This window comes from Streptomyces sp. NPDC001222 (genome assembly GCF_042896945.1).
GTDB classification, from domain to species: domain Bacteria; phylum Actinomycetota; class Actinomycetes; order Streptomycetales; family Streptomycetaceae; genus Streptomyces; species Streptomyces gibsoniae.
Genome location: NZ_JBIAXT010000002.1, coordinates 417,955 through 433,683, shown reverse-complemented (window position 1 = coordinate 433,683; position 15,729 = coordinate 417,955). Strand labels below are relative to the sequence as shown.

Genomic DNA, 15,729 nt, shown 5'->3' with positions numbered 1-15,729 from the left:
CGTTCCCGGGAGAGTGCGCTTTTGCCGGCGTCTAACCGTCGGCGAGCGAGGCGTTAACCGGCTTCTTCCTAGCGTGAGTGCCATGACCGTCCGGTCCGACGACTCCTTGGAGGGCAGTGGCCATGGCACCACATGTACGGACGTCCGCGGCCGTGGGGCTGGCGCTTGTCGCGGCAGTGACCGTCGGCTGTTCGGGTTCCGGTTCCGGCTCGACGGCGTCCAAGAGCCCTCCGCCGCCGGCTTCATCGTCGTCCACGCCGACAAGCGGCGCTCAGAACAACGCTGCGCCCACCGAGTCCAACCCGCCCGGTGACATCCCCGACAACCAGGTGTACGTCCCCTTCCGCGGCACCGGTTTCACCGTGAAGGTCCCCGAGGGCTGGGCACAGACCCAGCGGACCCACACCACCGCGTTCACGGACAAGCTCAACACCGTACGGATCAACGTGTTCTCCACCTCCGCCGCGCCCACGATCGGCGAGGTGACGAACGCCGTCGTGCCACAACTGCGTGCGCAGGTCCCGAAGTTCGCCGCCCCCAAGGTGGCCGAGGTGACCCGGCACGCCGGCCGTGTCGTCCTGCTGACCTACCAAGGAGACTCGGCGACGGATCCGGTCACCGGCAAGGTCGTGCGGGACGCCTTCGAGCGGTACGCCTTCTACCGGGCCGGCCGTGAGGTGGACCTGACACTGTCCGGGCCGGTCAACGCCGACAACGTCGACCCCTGGCGCGTCATCAGCGACTCCTTCACCTGGCGGTGACCACCATGGCGGACGAGACGGTCCTCACCGCCCGCGAGCTGTACCGCTTCTACCAGGCCGGTGAGGAGGAGACGCTCGCCCTGCGCGGGGTGTCCCTGCGGGTGCGGCGCGGCGAGACCCTGGCTGTGGTCGGGCCGTCCGGGTCGGGCAAGTCGACCCTGCTGGCCTGCCTGGCCGGGCTCGACGAACCGTCCGGCGGCGAGGTGCGCGTGAACGGCGTACGGATCAGCCACCGGCCGGAGACCGAGCGGGCCAGGCTGCGCGCCCGGCACATCGGCGTGCTGCTCCAGACCCGCAATCTGCTGCCCCACCTGAGCATCCGCGACAACATCCACCTGGCACAGCGCGCCGCTGCAGGACGTCCCGCCGTCCCCGCGCGGGAACTGCTCAGCCAAGTGGATCTCTCCGAGCGGGCCTACGCCCTGCCCCGGCAACTGTCCGGCGGTGAGCTGGCCCGCGCCGGGCTGGCCGTGGCGCTGGCCAACTCCCCCGACGTTCTGCTGGCCGACGAACCGACCGGCGAACTGGACGGCGAGACGGAACAGGTCGTCCTCACCCTGCTGCGCGACCGGGCCGCGCGTGGCTGCGCGGTGCTGATCGTCACCCACAGCGCGGAGGCCGTACGCGTCGCCGACCGGGTCATCGGCCTGGAGGACGGAAGGGCAGTCGATGTCTCAGCGGAGCCGGAGCGGCAGGAGGCCCCTGATGTCACCGGATGAGCCACTCGTCGTCTGCCGGGACGCGGCGCTCACCTTCGGCCGGGGCCCGCAGGCGGTCGTGGCCGTACACGGCGCCAACCTGGAGATCGGGACCGGCGATCGGCTGGCCGTCGTCGGCCCCTCCGGATCGGGGAAGAGTTCGCTGCTGCATCTGCTGGCGGGCTTGGAACAACCCACCAGCGGCACCGTCACCCGAGCCGACTCCCTCGGGCCGTTCGGCATCGGGCTGGCCTTCCAGGGCGACAGCCTGATCCCCGCCCTCAGCGTCGCCGAGAACACCGCTCTGCCCCTGGTCCTCGCCGACCGCCCCGAACTCGAGGCCCGGGACGCCGCCCTCGCCGCGCTCGCTCTGGTGGATGCGGCCGACCTCGCCGACCGGCTGCCCGAGGAGATCTCCGGCGGCCAGGCCCAGCGCGTGGCCGCCGCCCGAGTCTTGGCCCAGGCGCCGCGCCTGATCCTCGCCGACGAGCCGACCGGCCGCCTCGACCACGCCACCGGCGCCCGAGTGCTGGACGCCCTGCTCACAGCCGCCGACCACACCGGAGCGGCCCTCGTCGTCACCACCCACGACCCCGCCGTCGCCGCACGCCTCGCCGTCAGGCGCACCATGCGCGACGGCCGGTTGCTCGTACCTGAGGAGGCTCCGTGATCACCGTCTGGGCCCGCGGTCTGGCCCGCCATCGCACCGGACGGCTGCTGGCCGCCCTGACCGGGATCGCACTCGCGGTCGCGCTCGTCGCCGCCCTCGGTTCCTTCCTCACCGCGTCGAAAGCGACCATGACCCAGCGCGCCCTGCGCTCCGTCTCCGTCGACTGGCAGGTCCAGGTCCAACCCGGCGCCGACCCCGGCTCAGTGATCTCGCTGGTGCGCAGGGCCCCCGGCACGAGGGCTGCCCTACCGGTCGGGTACGCCCGTACCGCCGGCTTCACCGCCCGCGTGCAGGGCAGCACCCAGACCACCGGCCCCGGCATGGCGCTCGGCCTGCCCGACGGCTACCGCACCCTGTTCCCCGACGCGATCCGCACCCTGTCCGGCGCCTCCGCCGGCGTCCTGCTGGCCCAGCAGACCGCCTCCAACCTGCACGCCGCCCCCGGTGACACCGTCGCCATCCAACTGCCGGGCGTCGGAACCCGCCAGGTGAAGGTGGACGGCGTGGTCGACCTGCCCCAGGCCGACTCCCTCTTCCAGACGGTCGGCGCCCCCAGCCAGTCCCAGCCGACCGCACCCCCGGACAACGTCGTCCTCCTGCCCGCCACCCGGTTCGCCGCCCTCACGCGCGGCTCCACCGGTACGACCACCCAGATCCACGTCGCCCGCGACACCACCCGCCTGCCCTCCGACCCGGCCGCCGCCTACACCGCCGTCACCGGCGCCGCCCACCACCTGGAGGCTCGCTCCGCCGGGACCACACTCGTCGGCAACAACGTCGGCGCCGCCCTCGACTCCGCCCGCCAGGACGCCCTGTACGCCCAGATCCTCTTCCTCTTCCTCGGGGTCCCCGGCGCGGTCCTCGCCGCCGCACTGACCGTCGCCGTCGCCTCCGCCGGCGGCGAGCGACGCCGCCAGGAACAGGGACTGCTGCGGCTGCGCGGCCTGCGCCCCGGCCAGATCACCCGCCTCGCCGGCCTGGAAGCGGCGCTGATCGGCCTGCTCGGCGGCTTGGCGGGACTGGGCATCGCCGCGCTGACCGGGCGCCTCGCCTTCGGCAGCGCGTCCTTCGGAACCGGCGCCGGCACCTGGGCCCTCTGGTACGGCATCGCCTTCGTCCTCGGCGCCGCCGTGGCCACCGGCGCCGTCCTCGTCCCCGCCGTACGCGACCTGCGGACGGTGACCGTCGCCGAGACCCGCAAGGAATCCGGCGCATCCGGCGCCGGCACCCCCTGGTGGGCGCGCTACGGCCTGGACTTCGCCCTGCTGATCGGCTCCTGGCTGGTCTTCCGCGCCTCCTCCGGCAACCAGTACGCCCTGGTCCTCGCCCCGGAGGGCGTGCCCAGCATCTCCGTGTCGTACTGGGCCTTCCTCGGCCCCGCGCTGCTGTGGATCGGAGCCGCCCTGCTCCTGTGGCGCCTCATGCTGCTGGTCCTCGCCCACGGCCGCCCCGCCCTCGCCCGGCTGGCCCGACCGCTGACCGCGAACCTCTCCGGTACCACCGCCGCCGTCCTCGCCCGGCGCCGCCGTCCGCTCGCCCGTTCCGTGGTGCTGCTCGCCCTCGCCGTGTCCTTCGCGGTCTCCACAGCCGTCTTCAACGCCACCTACCAACAGCAGGCCGAGGTCGACGCCCGCCTGACCAACGGCGCCGACGTCACCGTCACCGAACCGCCCGGCGCCCACGTCCCGCCCAGCGCCGCGAACACGCTGAAGGTCTCAGGCGCCCGACATGTCGAACCACTCCAGCACCGCTTCGCCTACGTCGGCTCCGACCTCCAGGACCTCTACGGCGTCCGCCCCGGCACCATCGCCCGGGCAACCTCCCTCCAGGACGCCTACTTCTCCGGCGGCACCGCCGGGCAGCTCATGCGACGCCTCACCGAGCGCCCCGACAACCTGCTGGTCAGCGCCGAGACCGTCAACGACTTCCAGCTCTCCCTCGGCGACACCGTCAACCTGCGCATCCAGGACACCCGCACCAAGGCCTTGCGCACGGTTCCGTTCCACTACGCCGGCATCGTCAAAGAATTCCCCACCGCCCCCAAAGACAGCTTCTTCGTCGCCAATGCCGCCTACATCACGCAGGCGACCGGCAGTGACGCGGTGGGCGCCTTCCTCCTCGACACCGGCGGCACGCACCAACAACAGACCGGCGCACAACTGCGGGCCAAACTCGGCACCGCTGCCACCGTCACCGACCTCACCCAGACCCGTGGCACCGTCGGTACCAGCCTGACCTCGGTCGACCTGGCCGGCCTCACCCGCATCGAGTTGGCCTTCGCCGTCCTGCTCGCGGCCGGCGCCGGCGGACTCGTCCTCGCCCTCGGGCTCGCCGAACGCCGCCGCACCTTCGCCATCGCCACCGTCCTGGGCGCCCGCACCGGCCAACTGCGTGGCATGGTCCTCACCGAGGCCCTGCTCCTGGCCGTCACGGGGCTGGCCGGAGGCCTCCTCATCGGCTGGGCCCTGTCCGAGATGCTCGTGAAGGTCCTCACCGGCGTCTTCGACCCCCCGCCCACCAGCCTGGCCGTGCCCGGCACCTACCTCGCCCTCACCGCGCTGGCCGCCCTGATCGCCGTGCTGGCGGCGGCCCTCAACGGAATCCGCCGCGCCCGGCGCCCCGCCATCGAGGAACTGCGCGACCTGTGAGTCAGCACGCGACGACCGACGTGTCTACCCTGTCGGCCATGGGCACGCCCGCCGCACCCGACAACGGCCGCTTCCGGGTCCTCGTGGTCGAGGACGACGACGTCATCGGCCACCATCTCCAGACCGGCCTGCAAGGCAACGGTTACACCACCGCCTGGAGCCGCACCGGCAGCGCCGCCCTTGCCGAAGCAGGCCGCGCCCCCTACGACGCCCTGCTCCTGGACCTCGGCCTGCCCGACATGGACGGCCTCGACGTCGCCCGCACCCTGCGCGGCCGCTTCCGGGACCTGCTGATCGTCATCCTCACCGCCCGCACCGACGACATCGACATCATCGCCGGCCTGGACGCCGGCGCCGACGACTACCTCGTCAAACCCTTCAGCCTCACGGTCCTGCTGGCCCGCCTCCGCGCCCACCTACGCCGCCAGGCCGTCACCACGGTCGCCGACCAGCCGATCCACCTCGGTGACCTCGTCATCGACCCCACAGCGCGCCGCTGCCACCTGCACGACACGGAACTCCCCCTGCGTCTGAAGGAGTTCGAACTGCTCACCCTCCTCGCCCGACACGTGGGCGAGGCCGTCTCCCGCGAGACCCTCATGGCCGAGATCTGGGACGAGAACTGGTTCGGCTCCACCAAGACCCTCGACGTCACCATGGCCGCACTCCGCCGTCGCCTCACCGACGCCGCCGAGACACACCCCGCCCCCAGCCACCTGCCTCACATCACCACGCTCAGAGGACACGGCTACCGACTGGATCCGTGACCGACTCCGTTCACACCGGCGTCCTGCGGTCGTTCTATGTGCGTATGAGGCCGGGTCGCCATCAACTGGGGTGTCCGGTTGCGGCCGCGGGGCCAGGTGACCACCACGATGCCGTCCTCACAGGTCACAGGCCACCGATGCGGAGCGGGCCGCACCCCCGCGCAGGAGCGGACCACCTTTGTGCAGGCAGCGCCTGCACGCGCCCCGGTCGGAGGTTGGAGCCGCTGCGACCCAGCCCAGTACCCACCCGTCGCGCCGGTGATTCCCCGCCCGGACGTGCGCACGGCCACCGCGACCATGAGCACGAGGAACGCCAGGAGCCCCGGCAGCGACTTGACGGCCCAGGTGATACGAGGGCGAGCCGGAGGGCGGCCCGGAAACCGCCGAGGAGAATCTCCCGGGCCCGGTTCTCGTACGGGTGCGGATCGAGATGGAACCAGCCCGCGACAACCGGGCAACGCCGACGAGCGTCGCGCCGATGGCAGTCACCAGCTTGAGTGCCGAGACCGTCGTGGATCAGTGCGTCGCCCCTCGACGGATGCCGGCCGGGGCCGGTGGGCTGGTCGAGGGTGCGGGTGTGGGTGAGGTGCCACCGCCGGTGGTTCCGCCGAGCAGTCCGCCGTCGCCCGCACCGCCGTTCGTGCCGCCGGTCGTGGTGCTGACGGTGTCGGTCGGGCTCGGGCTGACGCAGTGCTTCTTCCGCCCGTGACACGGTCCGGTGGTGGGGCTCGGTGTGCCCGGCGCGGTCGGGGTGGCCGTGGGGGTGCTCTGGGTCGCGGTGGCGGAAGGGGTGGGTGAGGGTGCGCCGTATTCGTCGGTGCTCTGGCCCAGTGTGGGTGCGGGCGGGAACTGCCGTACGGGTTGTCCCTGGAGGGCGGCGGTCATGTAGCCCGTCCACACCTCGGTGGGCATGTCGGCGCCGAAGACCTTGGAGAAGCCGCCGACGCCCTTCATCGACTGCAGGCCGGAGTTCTTCGGGTCCTCCTTGAACATGCTGACAGCCGTGACCATTTGCGGGGTGTAGCCGATGAACCAGGCGGACTTGTAGTCGTCGGTCGTACCGGTCTTGCCCGCCACCGGGCGGCCCAGCGCCTGGGCGTGGGTGCCGGTTCCGCTCTTCACGACTCCTTGCAGGACGTCCGTGACGGTGTCGGCGGTCGAGGAGGGCATGGCGGCGGTGCCCTTGGGCGCCTCGAAGCCCGGCAGCTGGTGGCCGTCCGCGACGACCTTGGTCACCGAGTACGGCTCGTGCTGGACGCCCTCGTCGTCGAAGGTGGCGTACGTGTCAGCCATGCGGATCGCTGAGGGGGTGGAGGTGCCGATGTAGAAGCCGGGGGTGTCGTACTGAAGGCTCTTGCGCAGCAGACCCGCCTTGAGGGCCTCACTCTCCACGTTGTCGTAGCCGACGTACTCGCCCAGCTGGACGTACGGGGTGTTCACCGACTGCTCCATCGCCTTGCGCAAGGTGATGTAACCCCACTTCGTGGGCACGTCGTTGCGCTGGTGGAGGAGCCCCGTGGGATCACTCGGGTCCGGCAGCTGCTGGCCCTGCCGGTTCTTGATGGTGATGCCGTCGTCGCCGTTGAACTTGGAGTCCGGGGTGATCGGCGAGGCCGGCTGCCCGGGAGAGAGGACCGCACCGTTGTCGAGGGCGGCGGCCAGGTCGACGGGCTTGAAGGTGGACCCGACCGGCACACCGGTGGCGTCGGCGTTGTCCGTCCAGTGGCCCTTGTCCCAGCCCGCCCCTCCGTACAGCGCCACGACGGCGCCGGTGGACGGATCAAGGGACGCCGCGCCGACCTGGACGTCCTTGTCGGCCGAGCGGTGTTTCGGGTCGAGGTGCTTGTTCTCCATCGCCGCGACGGACGCCGACAGCGCGGTCACCTTCTTCTTGTCGAAGGTGGTGTAGATCTGGTAGCCGCCGTGGCCCAACTGCTGGTCCGTGAGGGACGTGTGGGCTTCGACATATTTCTCGGCGGTCTGCACCAGATAGCCGGTCTGCCCGGACATCCCCGCCGACGGAGAGTACGGCTTGGGCGTCGGGAACCCGGCGGCCAGATACTGCTGTTCCTGCGCGGCGGTGATCTTGTTGATCTTGGCCATGCGGTCCAGCACGTACTTCCAGCGCGCCGCGGCCTGGGCCCTGGCCTGCGGGTCGGTGTCGGCGTGCATCAGCAGGCTCGGCTCGTTGACCGTGGCAGCGATGAAGGCGCCCTGACTGACGCTCAGCTGGAAGGCGTGCTCGTGGTAGTAGGTGCGCGCCGCGGCCTCGATGCCGTACGCGTCGCGGCCGTAGTAGCAGCTGTTGAGATAGCCCTGGAGGATCTGCTGCTTGGACAGCTGGCCGCCGATCTTCAGGGAGATCATGATCTCCCTGAGCTTGCGGGTGACCGACTGGTCCTGGGTCAGGTAGGTGTTCTTCACGAACTGCTGGGTGATGGTGGACCCGGACTGCACCTCACCGCCCGTCGCCATGTGGTAGACGGCGCGCAGCATGCCCTGCGTGTCGATACCAGGGTCGGTGTAGAAGGTGGCGTTCTCCGCCGCGAGGAAGTCCCACTGCACCAACTTCGGGACCTGCGCGAGGTCGACGTTCTGCCGGTTGGTCGACCCCTGCGTGGTCATCACCGAGCCGTCCGACCAGTAGTACGTGTTGCTCTGCTGCTGCGTGCTGGGGTTCGCACTGGGGATCGTCGTCGTGGCGTAGGCGTACCCGAACAGGCCCACCACACAGCCCAGGAACAACAGGAACGTGCCGGTCACCAGCTTCCACGAGGGCAGCCACCGCCGGAAGCCGTGCTTGCCCGCCCGCGGATAGTCGATGAGACGGCGCCGGCCGGAGGGCCCGGCCTGCGCACGGCGCGTGTCCGCCGGGCCGGAGCGTCCGGCGTCCGCACGTCGCGCATCCGCCGCGCGGCGGCCCCGCCCGCCCCCGGCCCGGGCAGCCCTGCGCGCCGCTGCCCGGCCGCCGTGCGGCACGTCGCCCGAGCCGGACGGTCCGCTCCTCCCCGACGATCGGCGCCGGTGTTCACTCATACTCGCCACTCCTCGGCCAGGCACACGCCAGCGCCATCGTTGCGAAGCCACCCCGCCGTGACACCCCACGGGGGCCTGGCCCGGGGCGGACTGACGCTCCCCGGCAACTCCTACAAGTTGTAAGAGTAAGCCGGGCTCGCAACACGCCGGCAACCGCCCCAGCCCAAAATCTCGCCGCGGAGGATAGCGCGGGACGCGAGAGCGGGGGCCCGCCGGACGCTGACCACACCACACCTGAGCCCGATGCTGTCGATCTGGTCAAAGTGCTCGCCTTCGGGCTCTCGGAATGCACCGCCTGTGACGGTGGTGACCGCGCCGAGCCCGTGGCGGTACTAACGGAGAGCCGCGTACCGGGTTGCGTGGTGCACGGGAGGGCGTGGCACACTCGGCGGCACGCCGGCGTCTACACGATCTGTAGACAATGAGGGAAGGAAGCCAACTCGTGACCTCCGGGCCCGCCACCCGCAGGCGGCGGCCGGGCTCTCTGGGGGCCGAGGTGCTTGCCCTGCTGCGGTCCGCCTGCCGGGCGTCGACCGCTGGTGAGCTGCTGTGCAGCCTCGGGCGACGACCTCGCGTACAGCACGGTGGCGACCGTGCTGTCCCGGATGCACGACAAGGGAGTACTGATCCGGACCAAGCAGGGCCGCTCGTATGCGTACGCGCCGCTGACGGACTCCCCGGCCATGACCGCTCGCCGGGTGCACCAAGCGCCGGAGTCCGACCCGGACCGCGAAGCCGTGCTCGCCCGGTTCGTCGCCAAGCTGCCCGCCACGGACGAGGAACTGTTGCGGCGGCTGCTGGGCATTCTGCCGGAGGAGCGGCGGTATGGCGGCGACGGAGATGCCCGTCAGCAGCAAGGGCTACAAGTTCGTGGACAAGCTCGTCACGGAAGTCCACACCGCGAGTTGAAGCAACACCCGGAGAGTGACCTTGACGACCAACCATAATGAGTGGGCTTTGCGTCTCATGGGCTCGATGCGGGGAATTTCCTCGCGGAAGCTGATGGTCGTCGACCGGCCGGCACCGCGCCCAGCGGTGTGGACGGCCGGGGCCGGTGTCGCGCTGTTCGCTTCGGTCGGCGCGAGCGCGCCCAACCACAACACGCTCAGGGTACCGATCACCTGGCTTCGGCTGCCTGCCATGTCCGACACCGTCTCCCAGACGGTCACGATCGTGGCGATCGTGCTGTCGTGCTGGGGCGTGCTGGGCATGCTCAGGGCCCATGAGCGGGGCTGGAGACCCGATGCCCGGCTCCTGTTCCGGCTCGGCGCGCTGACCGCGCTGGCCGTTGCCAACCTCACCCCGGTCGGCTCTTCCGACATGGCCAGCTACGCCGCGTACGGCCGTATCGCCGCGCTCGGCGGCGACCCGTACGTGACGACTCCCGCCCGGTTGGGCGGCGCGTACGCACACCTGGTGAGCGAGGCGTGGCGGAACACACCTTCCGTGTACGGGCCGGTGGCGACGTGGTGGCAGGGCGCGGCGGCGTTCGTCGGCCAGGAGCGGCTGTGGCTGACCATATGGGCGCTGATGCTCGCGAACGCCGCCGTCTTCGTCGGCACCGGGTACCTGCTGCTGCGTACCGCCGACGATCCGGTCCGCGCGGGCCTGCTGTGGACCGTCAACCCGCTGCTGATCGGCGTGCTGGTCGCGGGCGGGCATCTGGACACCCTCGTCGCGGGCTTGGCCCTCTGCGCGATCCACCTCGCCCGCAGGTCTACCCGATGGCACCACGACCTGATGGTGGGAGGACTGGTCGGCCTCGCCTGCGGCGTGAAGGTCAGCGCCGGCCTGCTGGGCGTCGGACTGGCCTGGCCGCTGCTGCGTTCAGGCGCCTGGCGACCGGCCGCCCGGCAGACAGGCGCGGCCGCGCTGACCCTGGCCGCGCTCTACGGAGTCTACGGCGTGCACGCACTGGTCCCGCTCTCCACCGCCTCCCGACTGGTTTCCACACCCTCCTTGTGGGCGGTCTTCGACCGGTACGGCTCCGCGGCCCTGGGCCCTCACACAACCGCGACGATCGTCAGCGTGCTGTGGCCGGTGGTAATGCTCGCGCTGGCGTGGGTACTCCGCCGCCGCGCCGCTCCGGACGCCCCCGCTGTCCGCGCCCTGCCGTTCGCGCTGGCCTTCGCCTGGGTCCTCGCGGCACCGTGGTCGATGCCGTGGTACACGGCTCTGGCCTGGGCCCTTGCGGCCCTTTTCCGCCAGGGCCGCCCGACCCGGTGCCTCACCGTAGCCACCGCTGTCCTGGCCCTGTCCCACAACAGCGGCGGCCACGGTTGGACATGGTGAGACAGCCCATGCCAGGCCGGTCGCCGAGGTGTTCGGCCCTACGGAAGGAAGCGGGCAGTGCGGCCCCGACGGTGGCGCGTTCTGCCACGCCGATCCTGTCGATCGCGGCGGTAGGGCGAGGTTCGTGAGCCTGGGCCCAGGCGGCCGTCCCGGCACGGCCGGTGTCGGTGAGGGTTACGACGACGGCGCGGGGCCGGTGGGGGCGACCTCGCGGGTGACCAGCCCGGCGGCGAGCAGCCGGCCGATCAGGCTGCCGACATGGTCGCGCACGTCGAGGTCGGTGGCGAGGACGAGGGTGGGAATTCGCCGGGATACGACCGCCGCCGCAGAGGAGTGAGGAAAGGTGCTCGAGCGGCTTCCGTCGTTCCGCGCAGAGCTGGAGATGGAGTACGGACGCGGCCGGCCCGTCTTCGCGGACGTGGAGGAGTCGGAGGCGGACCCTGGAGCGCTTCCGGTCCTGGGTGGTGAAGATCGAGGCCCGGGACTCCTTCGGTGCCCCGCTGGGCGGGCACGGGCGCGGTGCACCCGATCGGGCCGCCGCCACGCCGGCCACGTTCGAGTCGGCGGCGCTGGAAGGGGAGGCCGCGCCGGGCCTCGACAGACAGCGGAGGCCCGGCCCTGCCGATGCGTCAGAGGTCGGGCTGCCGGCCCCTCGTCGGCTGGGCTGAGGCGAAGGGTGAGGTGGTGACGGAGGCCGCTCCTGTGCCGCGGGTGCGTCGTCGGGTCGGGCCTGTGATCAAGACGGAGAGCACGAGTGCGGAGAACGCCGAGACGATGCCGCCCAGGACCAGGGTCGAGCGGGCGCCGAGGGTGTCCGACACCGAACCAACCAGCGGGGCGCCTACAGGGGTGCCGCCGAGGAGGACCAGGAAGTAGACGGACATGACGCGGCCTCGCAGGTGTGGGTCGGCATGAAGCTGGGTCAGCGCGTTGGCGGTGGCGGTCACGATCACCGCGGCAAAACCGGTGGGGATCAGCAGAGCCATGAACGAACCGCAGTCCGGCATCAGGCCCAGCGCGGCTTCCAATGCCCCGAAGACGATCGCGGTGGAGATCAGACGGCGCAAGGTCGGGGGCTTGCCACAGCTCGCTCCGTAGACCGCGCCGATGAGGCTGCCCAAGGCGTATGCGGCAGAGAGGTAGCCGAAAGCGGCGGCGCCCGTGTGGAAGTCCGTGATGGCGACAAGGGAGATGGTGACCTGGAAGTTGAGGCCGAAGGTGCCGACGAAGGCGATGAGACTGATCGGCAGGAGCAGTTCCGAGGTGGAGGCGATGTGGCGGAAGGCGTCGCGCAGCCGGGTACGGCCGGGTCGGGGTCGACCGTGCTCGCCTGGGTCGTCTGTACGGATGGTGACCAGGCCGTAGAGGACGGCCAGGTAGGAGGCCGCGTTCATGAGGAACACCGGGCCCGTGCCGAAGGCGGCGACGGTCAGGCCGGCGAGGGCGGGGCCGACGGTGCGGGCCACGTTGAACTGGGCGGAGTTCAGGCTGACCGCGGTGGCCACGCGCTCCCGATGGACCAGGTCGGAGATGTAGGCGTTGCGGGCGGGACTGTCCACGGCGGTGGCGGTGCCGAGGGCGAAGGCCAGCACGTAGACGGACAGCAGGTTCACCGCGCCGGTGACGGTCAGCAGTCCGAGTAGGAGTGACTGCACTCCCATGGCCGTCTGCGTCAGAAGCAGGATCCGTCGCTTGGGGAACCGGTCGGCGAGGACGCCTCCGGTCAGGCCGAACAGGGTCTGCGGCAGGAACTGAAGTGCGGTCACGATGCCGACCGCGCTGCCGCTGTCGCTGGTGATGTGGAGGACGAGCAGGTCCTGGGCGGCGCGCTGCATCCATGTGCCGATGTTGGAGGTCAGCTGTCCGAGTAGGTAGCGGCGGAAGTTCCGGACGGCGAGTGTGTCCGTCACCGGCCGGCGGGAACCCGCGCTCATGACATCTGATGGGCGTTCGTGCCCGGGACGGACACATCGACATCGTCGACGTGATGAAAGGTCGGGTGCGGGTGCATGAGGAACGCGTGGTGCGAGATGTTCCAGGCATACGCGCCGGCCATGGCGAAGGCGACACGGTCGCCGACGCGCAGCCGTTCGACCGTGACGCGGCGGGCCAGGACGTCCTTGGGCGTGCACAGCTGTCCGACCAGCGTCACCGGCTCGTCACGGGCCTCGGGCCGGTCCCAGGACCGCAGCCAGACGTCGTCGGGAATCACCTCGAAGGGCTGGTCGTGCTGCTTCGCGGCAGGGGTGCGCAGATGGTGGGTGCCCCCGCGCAGTACGGCGAACGCCTCGCCGTGGCTGAACTTGACGTCCAGGACCTCGGTGACATACCAGCCGCAGTACGCCGTGACAGAACGGCCGGGCTCGATCCGCAGCGTGAGGCGAGGGTGGCGGGCCAGGATCCGGGCCAGTCCCGCGCCGAAAGCGGACCAGTCGAACACCTTGTGGGGGTGGGTGTAGTCGACGCCCATTCCCCCTCCGACGTTCACCTCGACCAGGTCTGCTGCGCGTTCGTGAGCCCAGCCTTCGGCCCAGGTCAGGATCTTGTCGGTCAGGGCCAGTTGGGCCTGGGCCCGGAGTCCGCTGGCGAGGTGAAGGTGCAGTCCGCGCAGACGGATGCGCGGATCGGAGGCGATCAGCTCCCGGCAGCCGTCCAGTTGCGCGGGATCCATGCCGAAGGGCCTCGGGTGGCCGCCCATCGCGAGGGCGACATGGCCCAAGTCGACGGGCAGGTTGACACGTAGGAGGATGTCCACGCTCCGGTCGCCCAGCAGGGTGGCAAGGAGACGCAGTTCGTGTTCGCTCTCGATGTGCAGGCGCTCCACTCCGGCTTCCAGCGCCTGGGCCAGCTCAGTCTGCGTCTTGCCGGGGCCTCCGAAGGCGAGCGGCGTATCGGGGACGAACCCGCGGACGTGGCTCAGTTCCCCGCCGGAGGCCACCTCGAATCCTTCGACGTGAGCGGCCAGGGTTCGCAGGATTCGGGGATCGGAGTTGGCCTTGGCCGCGTACAGCAGCTCGACGCGTTCCGGCAGTGCGGCCCGGATCGCGTGTACGTGCTCGCGCAGGGCCGGGAGGTCGTAGACGTACGCGGGCAGGTCGTCGTCGGTCAGTCGGGCGATGAGGTCGAGCACGTCGGGCCTCACCGGACCACCTCGCGGGGGAAGTCCGCGCCGAGGGGGCTGGGTAGGGGCACATAGGTGGCATGCCGGTCGGCCTGGCGGGCCCAGCGCAGGAGGAGGTTGGCCTTGGCGGGCAGTGGTACGCCGGAGAGCAGGGCGCGCAGGCGAGGGGGTTCGCCGGCGGTGCGGGCGTAGGCGTCGAGGTGGTCGCGGACCAGGCCCCAGAGAGCGGGTTCAAGGGGCGGCTCGAGGTCGGCCAGGGCGCTCAGGACTTCGGCGGAGTGGTTGACCAGGAGACAGTACGCGACCCGGTTCCAGCCGCGTTCGGGGTGGTAGGTGAGGGGGCTCCGGACGCCCTCCGGCAGATCGGCGAGGGTGTTCCGGTGGTGGTCGGGCAGGAGCTTGGTGCCCTCCAGGTCGCGGAAGAGCATCTGCGCGGGAGTACCGTCGGCGTTCACACCGACGACGACGTTCTGCAGGTGGGGTTCCAGGACGACGCCGTGTTCGAAGTAGGCGGCCAGCACCGGTGGCAGCAGCAGTCGTAGGTACGTGTCCCACCAGGCCAGGACGTCCCCGTCGCCGCGGGCGAGCAGATGAGAGACGTGGGCTGTACCGGTCGGGTACTCGTCCGCCACCGCGGCGGCGAGCAGGGGTGTCACCCCGGGACGCAGATGGTGGCGCAGGCCGGAGCGGACGATGACAGCGAGGCCCTCCAGGAGGGCGGTGTCGCCTGCGGTGTCGAGGGTGCGGTAGCCGGGCTCGGCCAAGAGCGCACACCCCGGGAAGCGGCCGGCGAGTTGAGCGAAGACGGGCTGGAGCAGGCGGTTGAGGGCTACGGCACCGGACAACTCGTAACGGGCGTGCTTGCGGACGCAGTTGGTGAGGCGGACGTTCAGGCTGAACTTCAGGAAGGAGTCGCTGTCAGGGTCGTACAGCGTGCGCACCGAAGCCGTCGGCACCAGCTCCGGTCCGCTCACCCCGGTGTCGACGACATCGCCGGCGGCCACCGCCTCTTGTAGCCGGTCGTGACCCTGAAGCAGCCGGTACTGCCAGGGATGCACCGGCAGCATCGCGAATCCCGGATCGGACGCCGGACACAGCGCGTCCATCTCCCGCAACTCCCCCTCCTCGCATACGAGATGCCGGCGCACGGCCAGGTAGCGCAGACGGAAGCGCGCGCCGGCCTCCGGGCCGTACGCCAGCCAGTCCGCCGGGTCGCCGGTGCGGGACTTGGGAGTGGGGTGGAAACGATGGCCGAGCACGAGGGACTGCTCCGACGCAACGTACGGATCCGGGTGCGGCGAGGCGCCCGCCCGTTCTTCCAGCGCGGAGCGGATGGTCTCACGGCTGTCGGCGACCTGACTCAGGAACTCCTCGTTGGCGACACCCGTACGGAGTTGAAGTTCGTCCTGGATGTATCCGGCCAGCTCTTTCCAGCTGACTGTCACCCAGGCGTCGTTGTCGAGCCGCTGCACGGCGCCCCGGAAGCGGTGGGCTCCGATCAGCGAGACCCTGCGCAGCGGGGAACGCAGCAGGATTCCCCGGCGGGGCAGTCGTAGCAGCAGGTGGTCGTCGTCGATCGTCGCCTGATGTTCGGGGGCTGACACCTCGCGGACCAGGCAGTTGAGCAGCGTGTGGGCGGTGACGGTGTCGGCTGTCGCCACTGGCGTGCTTGTGCCGATCGTGGTGGCGTGGGTGGCAGTGCCGGTGTTCATACGGTCGCTCCAGGGGGGACAGCG

Annotated in this window: 11 protein-coding genes; 7 read left to right on the top strand and 4 right to left on the bottom strand. The window is 70.9% G+C overall.

Annotated elements, in window-relative coordinates:
* Positions 1 to 122 precede the first annotated feature (122 nt).
* The 5 genes from ACFY2Z_RS04995 to ACFY2Z_RS04975 are packed head-to-tail and all read left to right on the top strand — an operon-like array spanning position 123 to position 5,544.
* Positions 123 to 761: a hypothetical protein gene (locus tag ACFY2Z_RS04995; protein ID WP_390742763.1), complete on the top strand. Its 639-nt coding sequence runs from the start codon at positions 123 to 125 to the stop codon at positions 759 to 761.
* A 5-nt stretch (positions 762 to 766) separates the two neighbouring features.
* Entirely contained in the window at positions 767 to 1,480 is a 714-nt protein-coding gene (locus tag ACFY2Z_RS04990) for an ABC transporter ATP-binding protein (RefSeq protein WP_390742762.1), read from the top strand.
* Positions 1,467 to 2,129: an ABC transporter ATP-binding protein gene (locus ACFY2Z_RS04985; protein ID WP_390742761.1), complete on the top strand. Its 663-nt coding sequence runs from the start codon at positions 1,467 to 1,469 to the stop codon at positions 2,127 to 2,129. The genes ACFY2Z_RS04990 and ACFY2Z_RS04985 overlap by 14 nt, the downstream gene beginning before the upstream one ends.
* Positions 2,126 to 4,777, top strand: a complete 2,652-nt coding sequence (locus tag ACFY2Z_RS04980; RefSeq protein WP_390742760.1) for an FtsX-like permease family protein — start codon at positions 2,126 to 2,128, stop codon at positions 4,775 to 4,777. Before ACFY2Z_RS04985 ends, ACFY2Z_RS04980 begins: the two co-directional genes overlap by 4 nt.
* A gap of 38 nt (positions 4,778 to 4,815) precedes the next feature.
* A complete protein-coding gene (locus ACFY2Z_RS04975; protein WP_390742759.1) occupies positions 4,816 to 5,544 on the top strand; it encodes a response regulator transcription factor in 729 nt (242 codons plus the stop codon).
* Positions 5,545 to 6,060: 516 nt separating this feature from the next.
* Here ACFY2Z_RS04975 and ACFY2Z_RS04970 read toward each other — a convergent pair.
* Positions 6,061 to 8,580 (bottom strand): transglycosylase domain-containing protein, encoded by a 2,520-nt coding sequence (locus tag ACFY2Z_RS04970; protein WP_390742758.1) that lies wholly within the window; start codon positions 8,578 to 8,580, stop codon positions 6,061 to 6,063.
* A 593-nt stretch (positions 8,581 to 9,173) separates the two neighbouring features.
* Between ACFY2Z_RS04970 and ACFY2Z_RS04965 the strand changes: the two genes are divergently transcribed.
* Entirely contained in the window at positions 9,174 to 9,527 is a 354-nt protein-coding gene (locus tag ACFY2Z_RS04965; RefSeq protein WP_390742757.1) for a BlaI/MecI/CopY family transcriptional regulator, read from the top strand.
* A 28-nt stretch (positions 9,528 to 9,555) separates the two neighbouring features.
* Positions 9,556 to 10,872: a hypothetical protein gene (locus ACFY2Z_RS04960; RefSeq protein ID WP_390742756.1), complete on the top strand. Its 1,317-nt coding sequence runs from the start codon at positions 9,556 to 9,558 to the stop codon at positions 10,870 to 10,872.
* 629 nt (positions 10,873 to 11,501) lie between these two features.
* Here ACFY2Z_RS04960 and ACFY2Z_RS04955 read toward each other — a convergent pair.
* Genes ACFY2Z_RS04955 through ACFY2Z_RS04945 form a run of 3 tightly spaced genes read right to left on the bottom strand, consistent with a single transcriptional unit; the run spans position 11,502 to position 15,705 of the window.
* The gene (locus tag ACFY2Z_RS04955) at positions 11,502 to 12,806 is read right to left on the bottom strand and encodes an MFS transporter (protein ID WP_390742755.1); all 1,305 of its coding nucleotides are present in this window, start codon (positions 12,804 to 12,806) and stop codon (positions 11,502 to 11,504) included.
* Positions 12,803 to 14,014, bottom strand: coding sequence for a type III PLP-dependent enzyme (locus ACFY2Z_RS04950; RefSeq protein WP_390742754.1), 1,212 nt, complete (start codon positions 14,012 to 14,014; stop codon positions 12,803 to 12,805). Before ACFY2Z_RS04950 ends, ACFY2Z_RS04955 begins: the two co-directional genes overlap by 4 nt.
* Positions 14,011 to 15,705, bottom strand: a complete 1,695-nt coding sequence (locus tag ACFY2Z_RS04945) for an IucA/IucC family protein (protein WP_390742753.1) — start codon at positions 15,703 to 15,705, stop codon at positions 14,011 to 14,013. The genes ACFY2Z_RS04950 and ACFY2Z_RS04945 overlap by 4 nt, the downstream gene beginning before the upstream one ends.
* Positions 15,706 to 15,729: the final 24 nt, after the last annotated feature.

What these genes read in the sequence shown, in the direction of transcription:
- ACFY2Z_RS04995 (WP_390742763.1), top strand. Translation starts at nt 123, where the DNA reads ATGGCACCACATGTACGGACGTCCGCGGCCGTGGGGCTGGCGCTTGTC.
- ACFY2Z_RS04990 (WP_390742762.1), top strand. Translation starts at nt 767, where the DNA reads ATGGCGGACGAGACGGTCCTCACCGCCCGCGAGCTGTACCGCTTCTAC.
- ACFY2Z_RS04985 (WP_390742761.1), top strand. Translation starts at nt 1,467, where the DNA reads ATGTCACCGGATGAGCCACTCGTCGTCTGCCGGGACGCGGCGCTCACC.
- ACFY2Z_RS04975 (WP_390742759.1), top strand. Translation starts at nt 4,816, where the DNA reads ATGGGCACGCCCGCCGCACCCGACAACGGCCGCTTCCGGGTCCTCGTG.
- ACFY2Z_RS04970 (WP_390742758.1), bottom strand. Translation starts at nt 8,580, where the DNA reads ATGAGTGAACACCGGCGCCGATCGTCGGGGAGGAGCGGACCGTCCGGC.
- ACFY2Z_RS04960 (WP_390742756.1), top strand. Translation starts at nt 9,556, where the DNA reads ATGCGGGGAATTTCCTCGCGGAAGCTGATGGTCGTCGACCGGCCGGCA.
- ACFY2Z_RS04955 (WP_390742755.1), bottom strand. Translation starts at nt 12,806, where the DNA reads ATGAGCGCGGGTTCCCGCCGGCCGGTGACGGACACACTCGCCGTCCGG.
- ACFY2Z_RS04945 (WP_390742753.1), bottom strand. Translation starts at nt 15,705, where the DNA reads ATGAACACCGGCACTGCCACCCACGCCACCACGATCGGCACAAGCACG.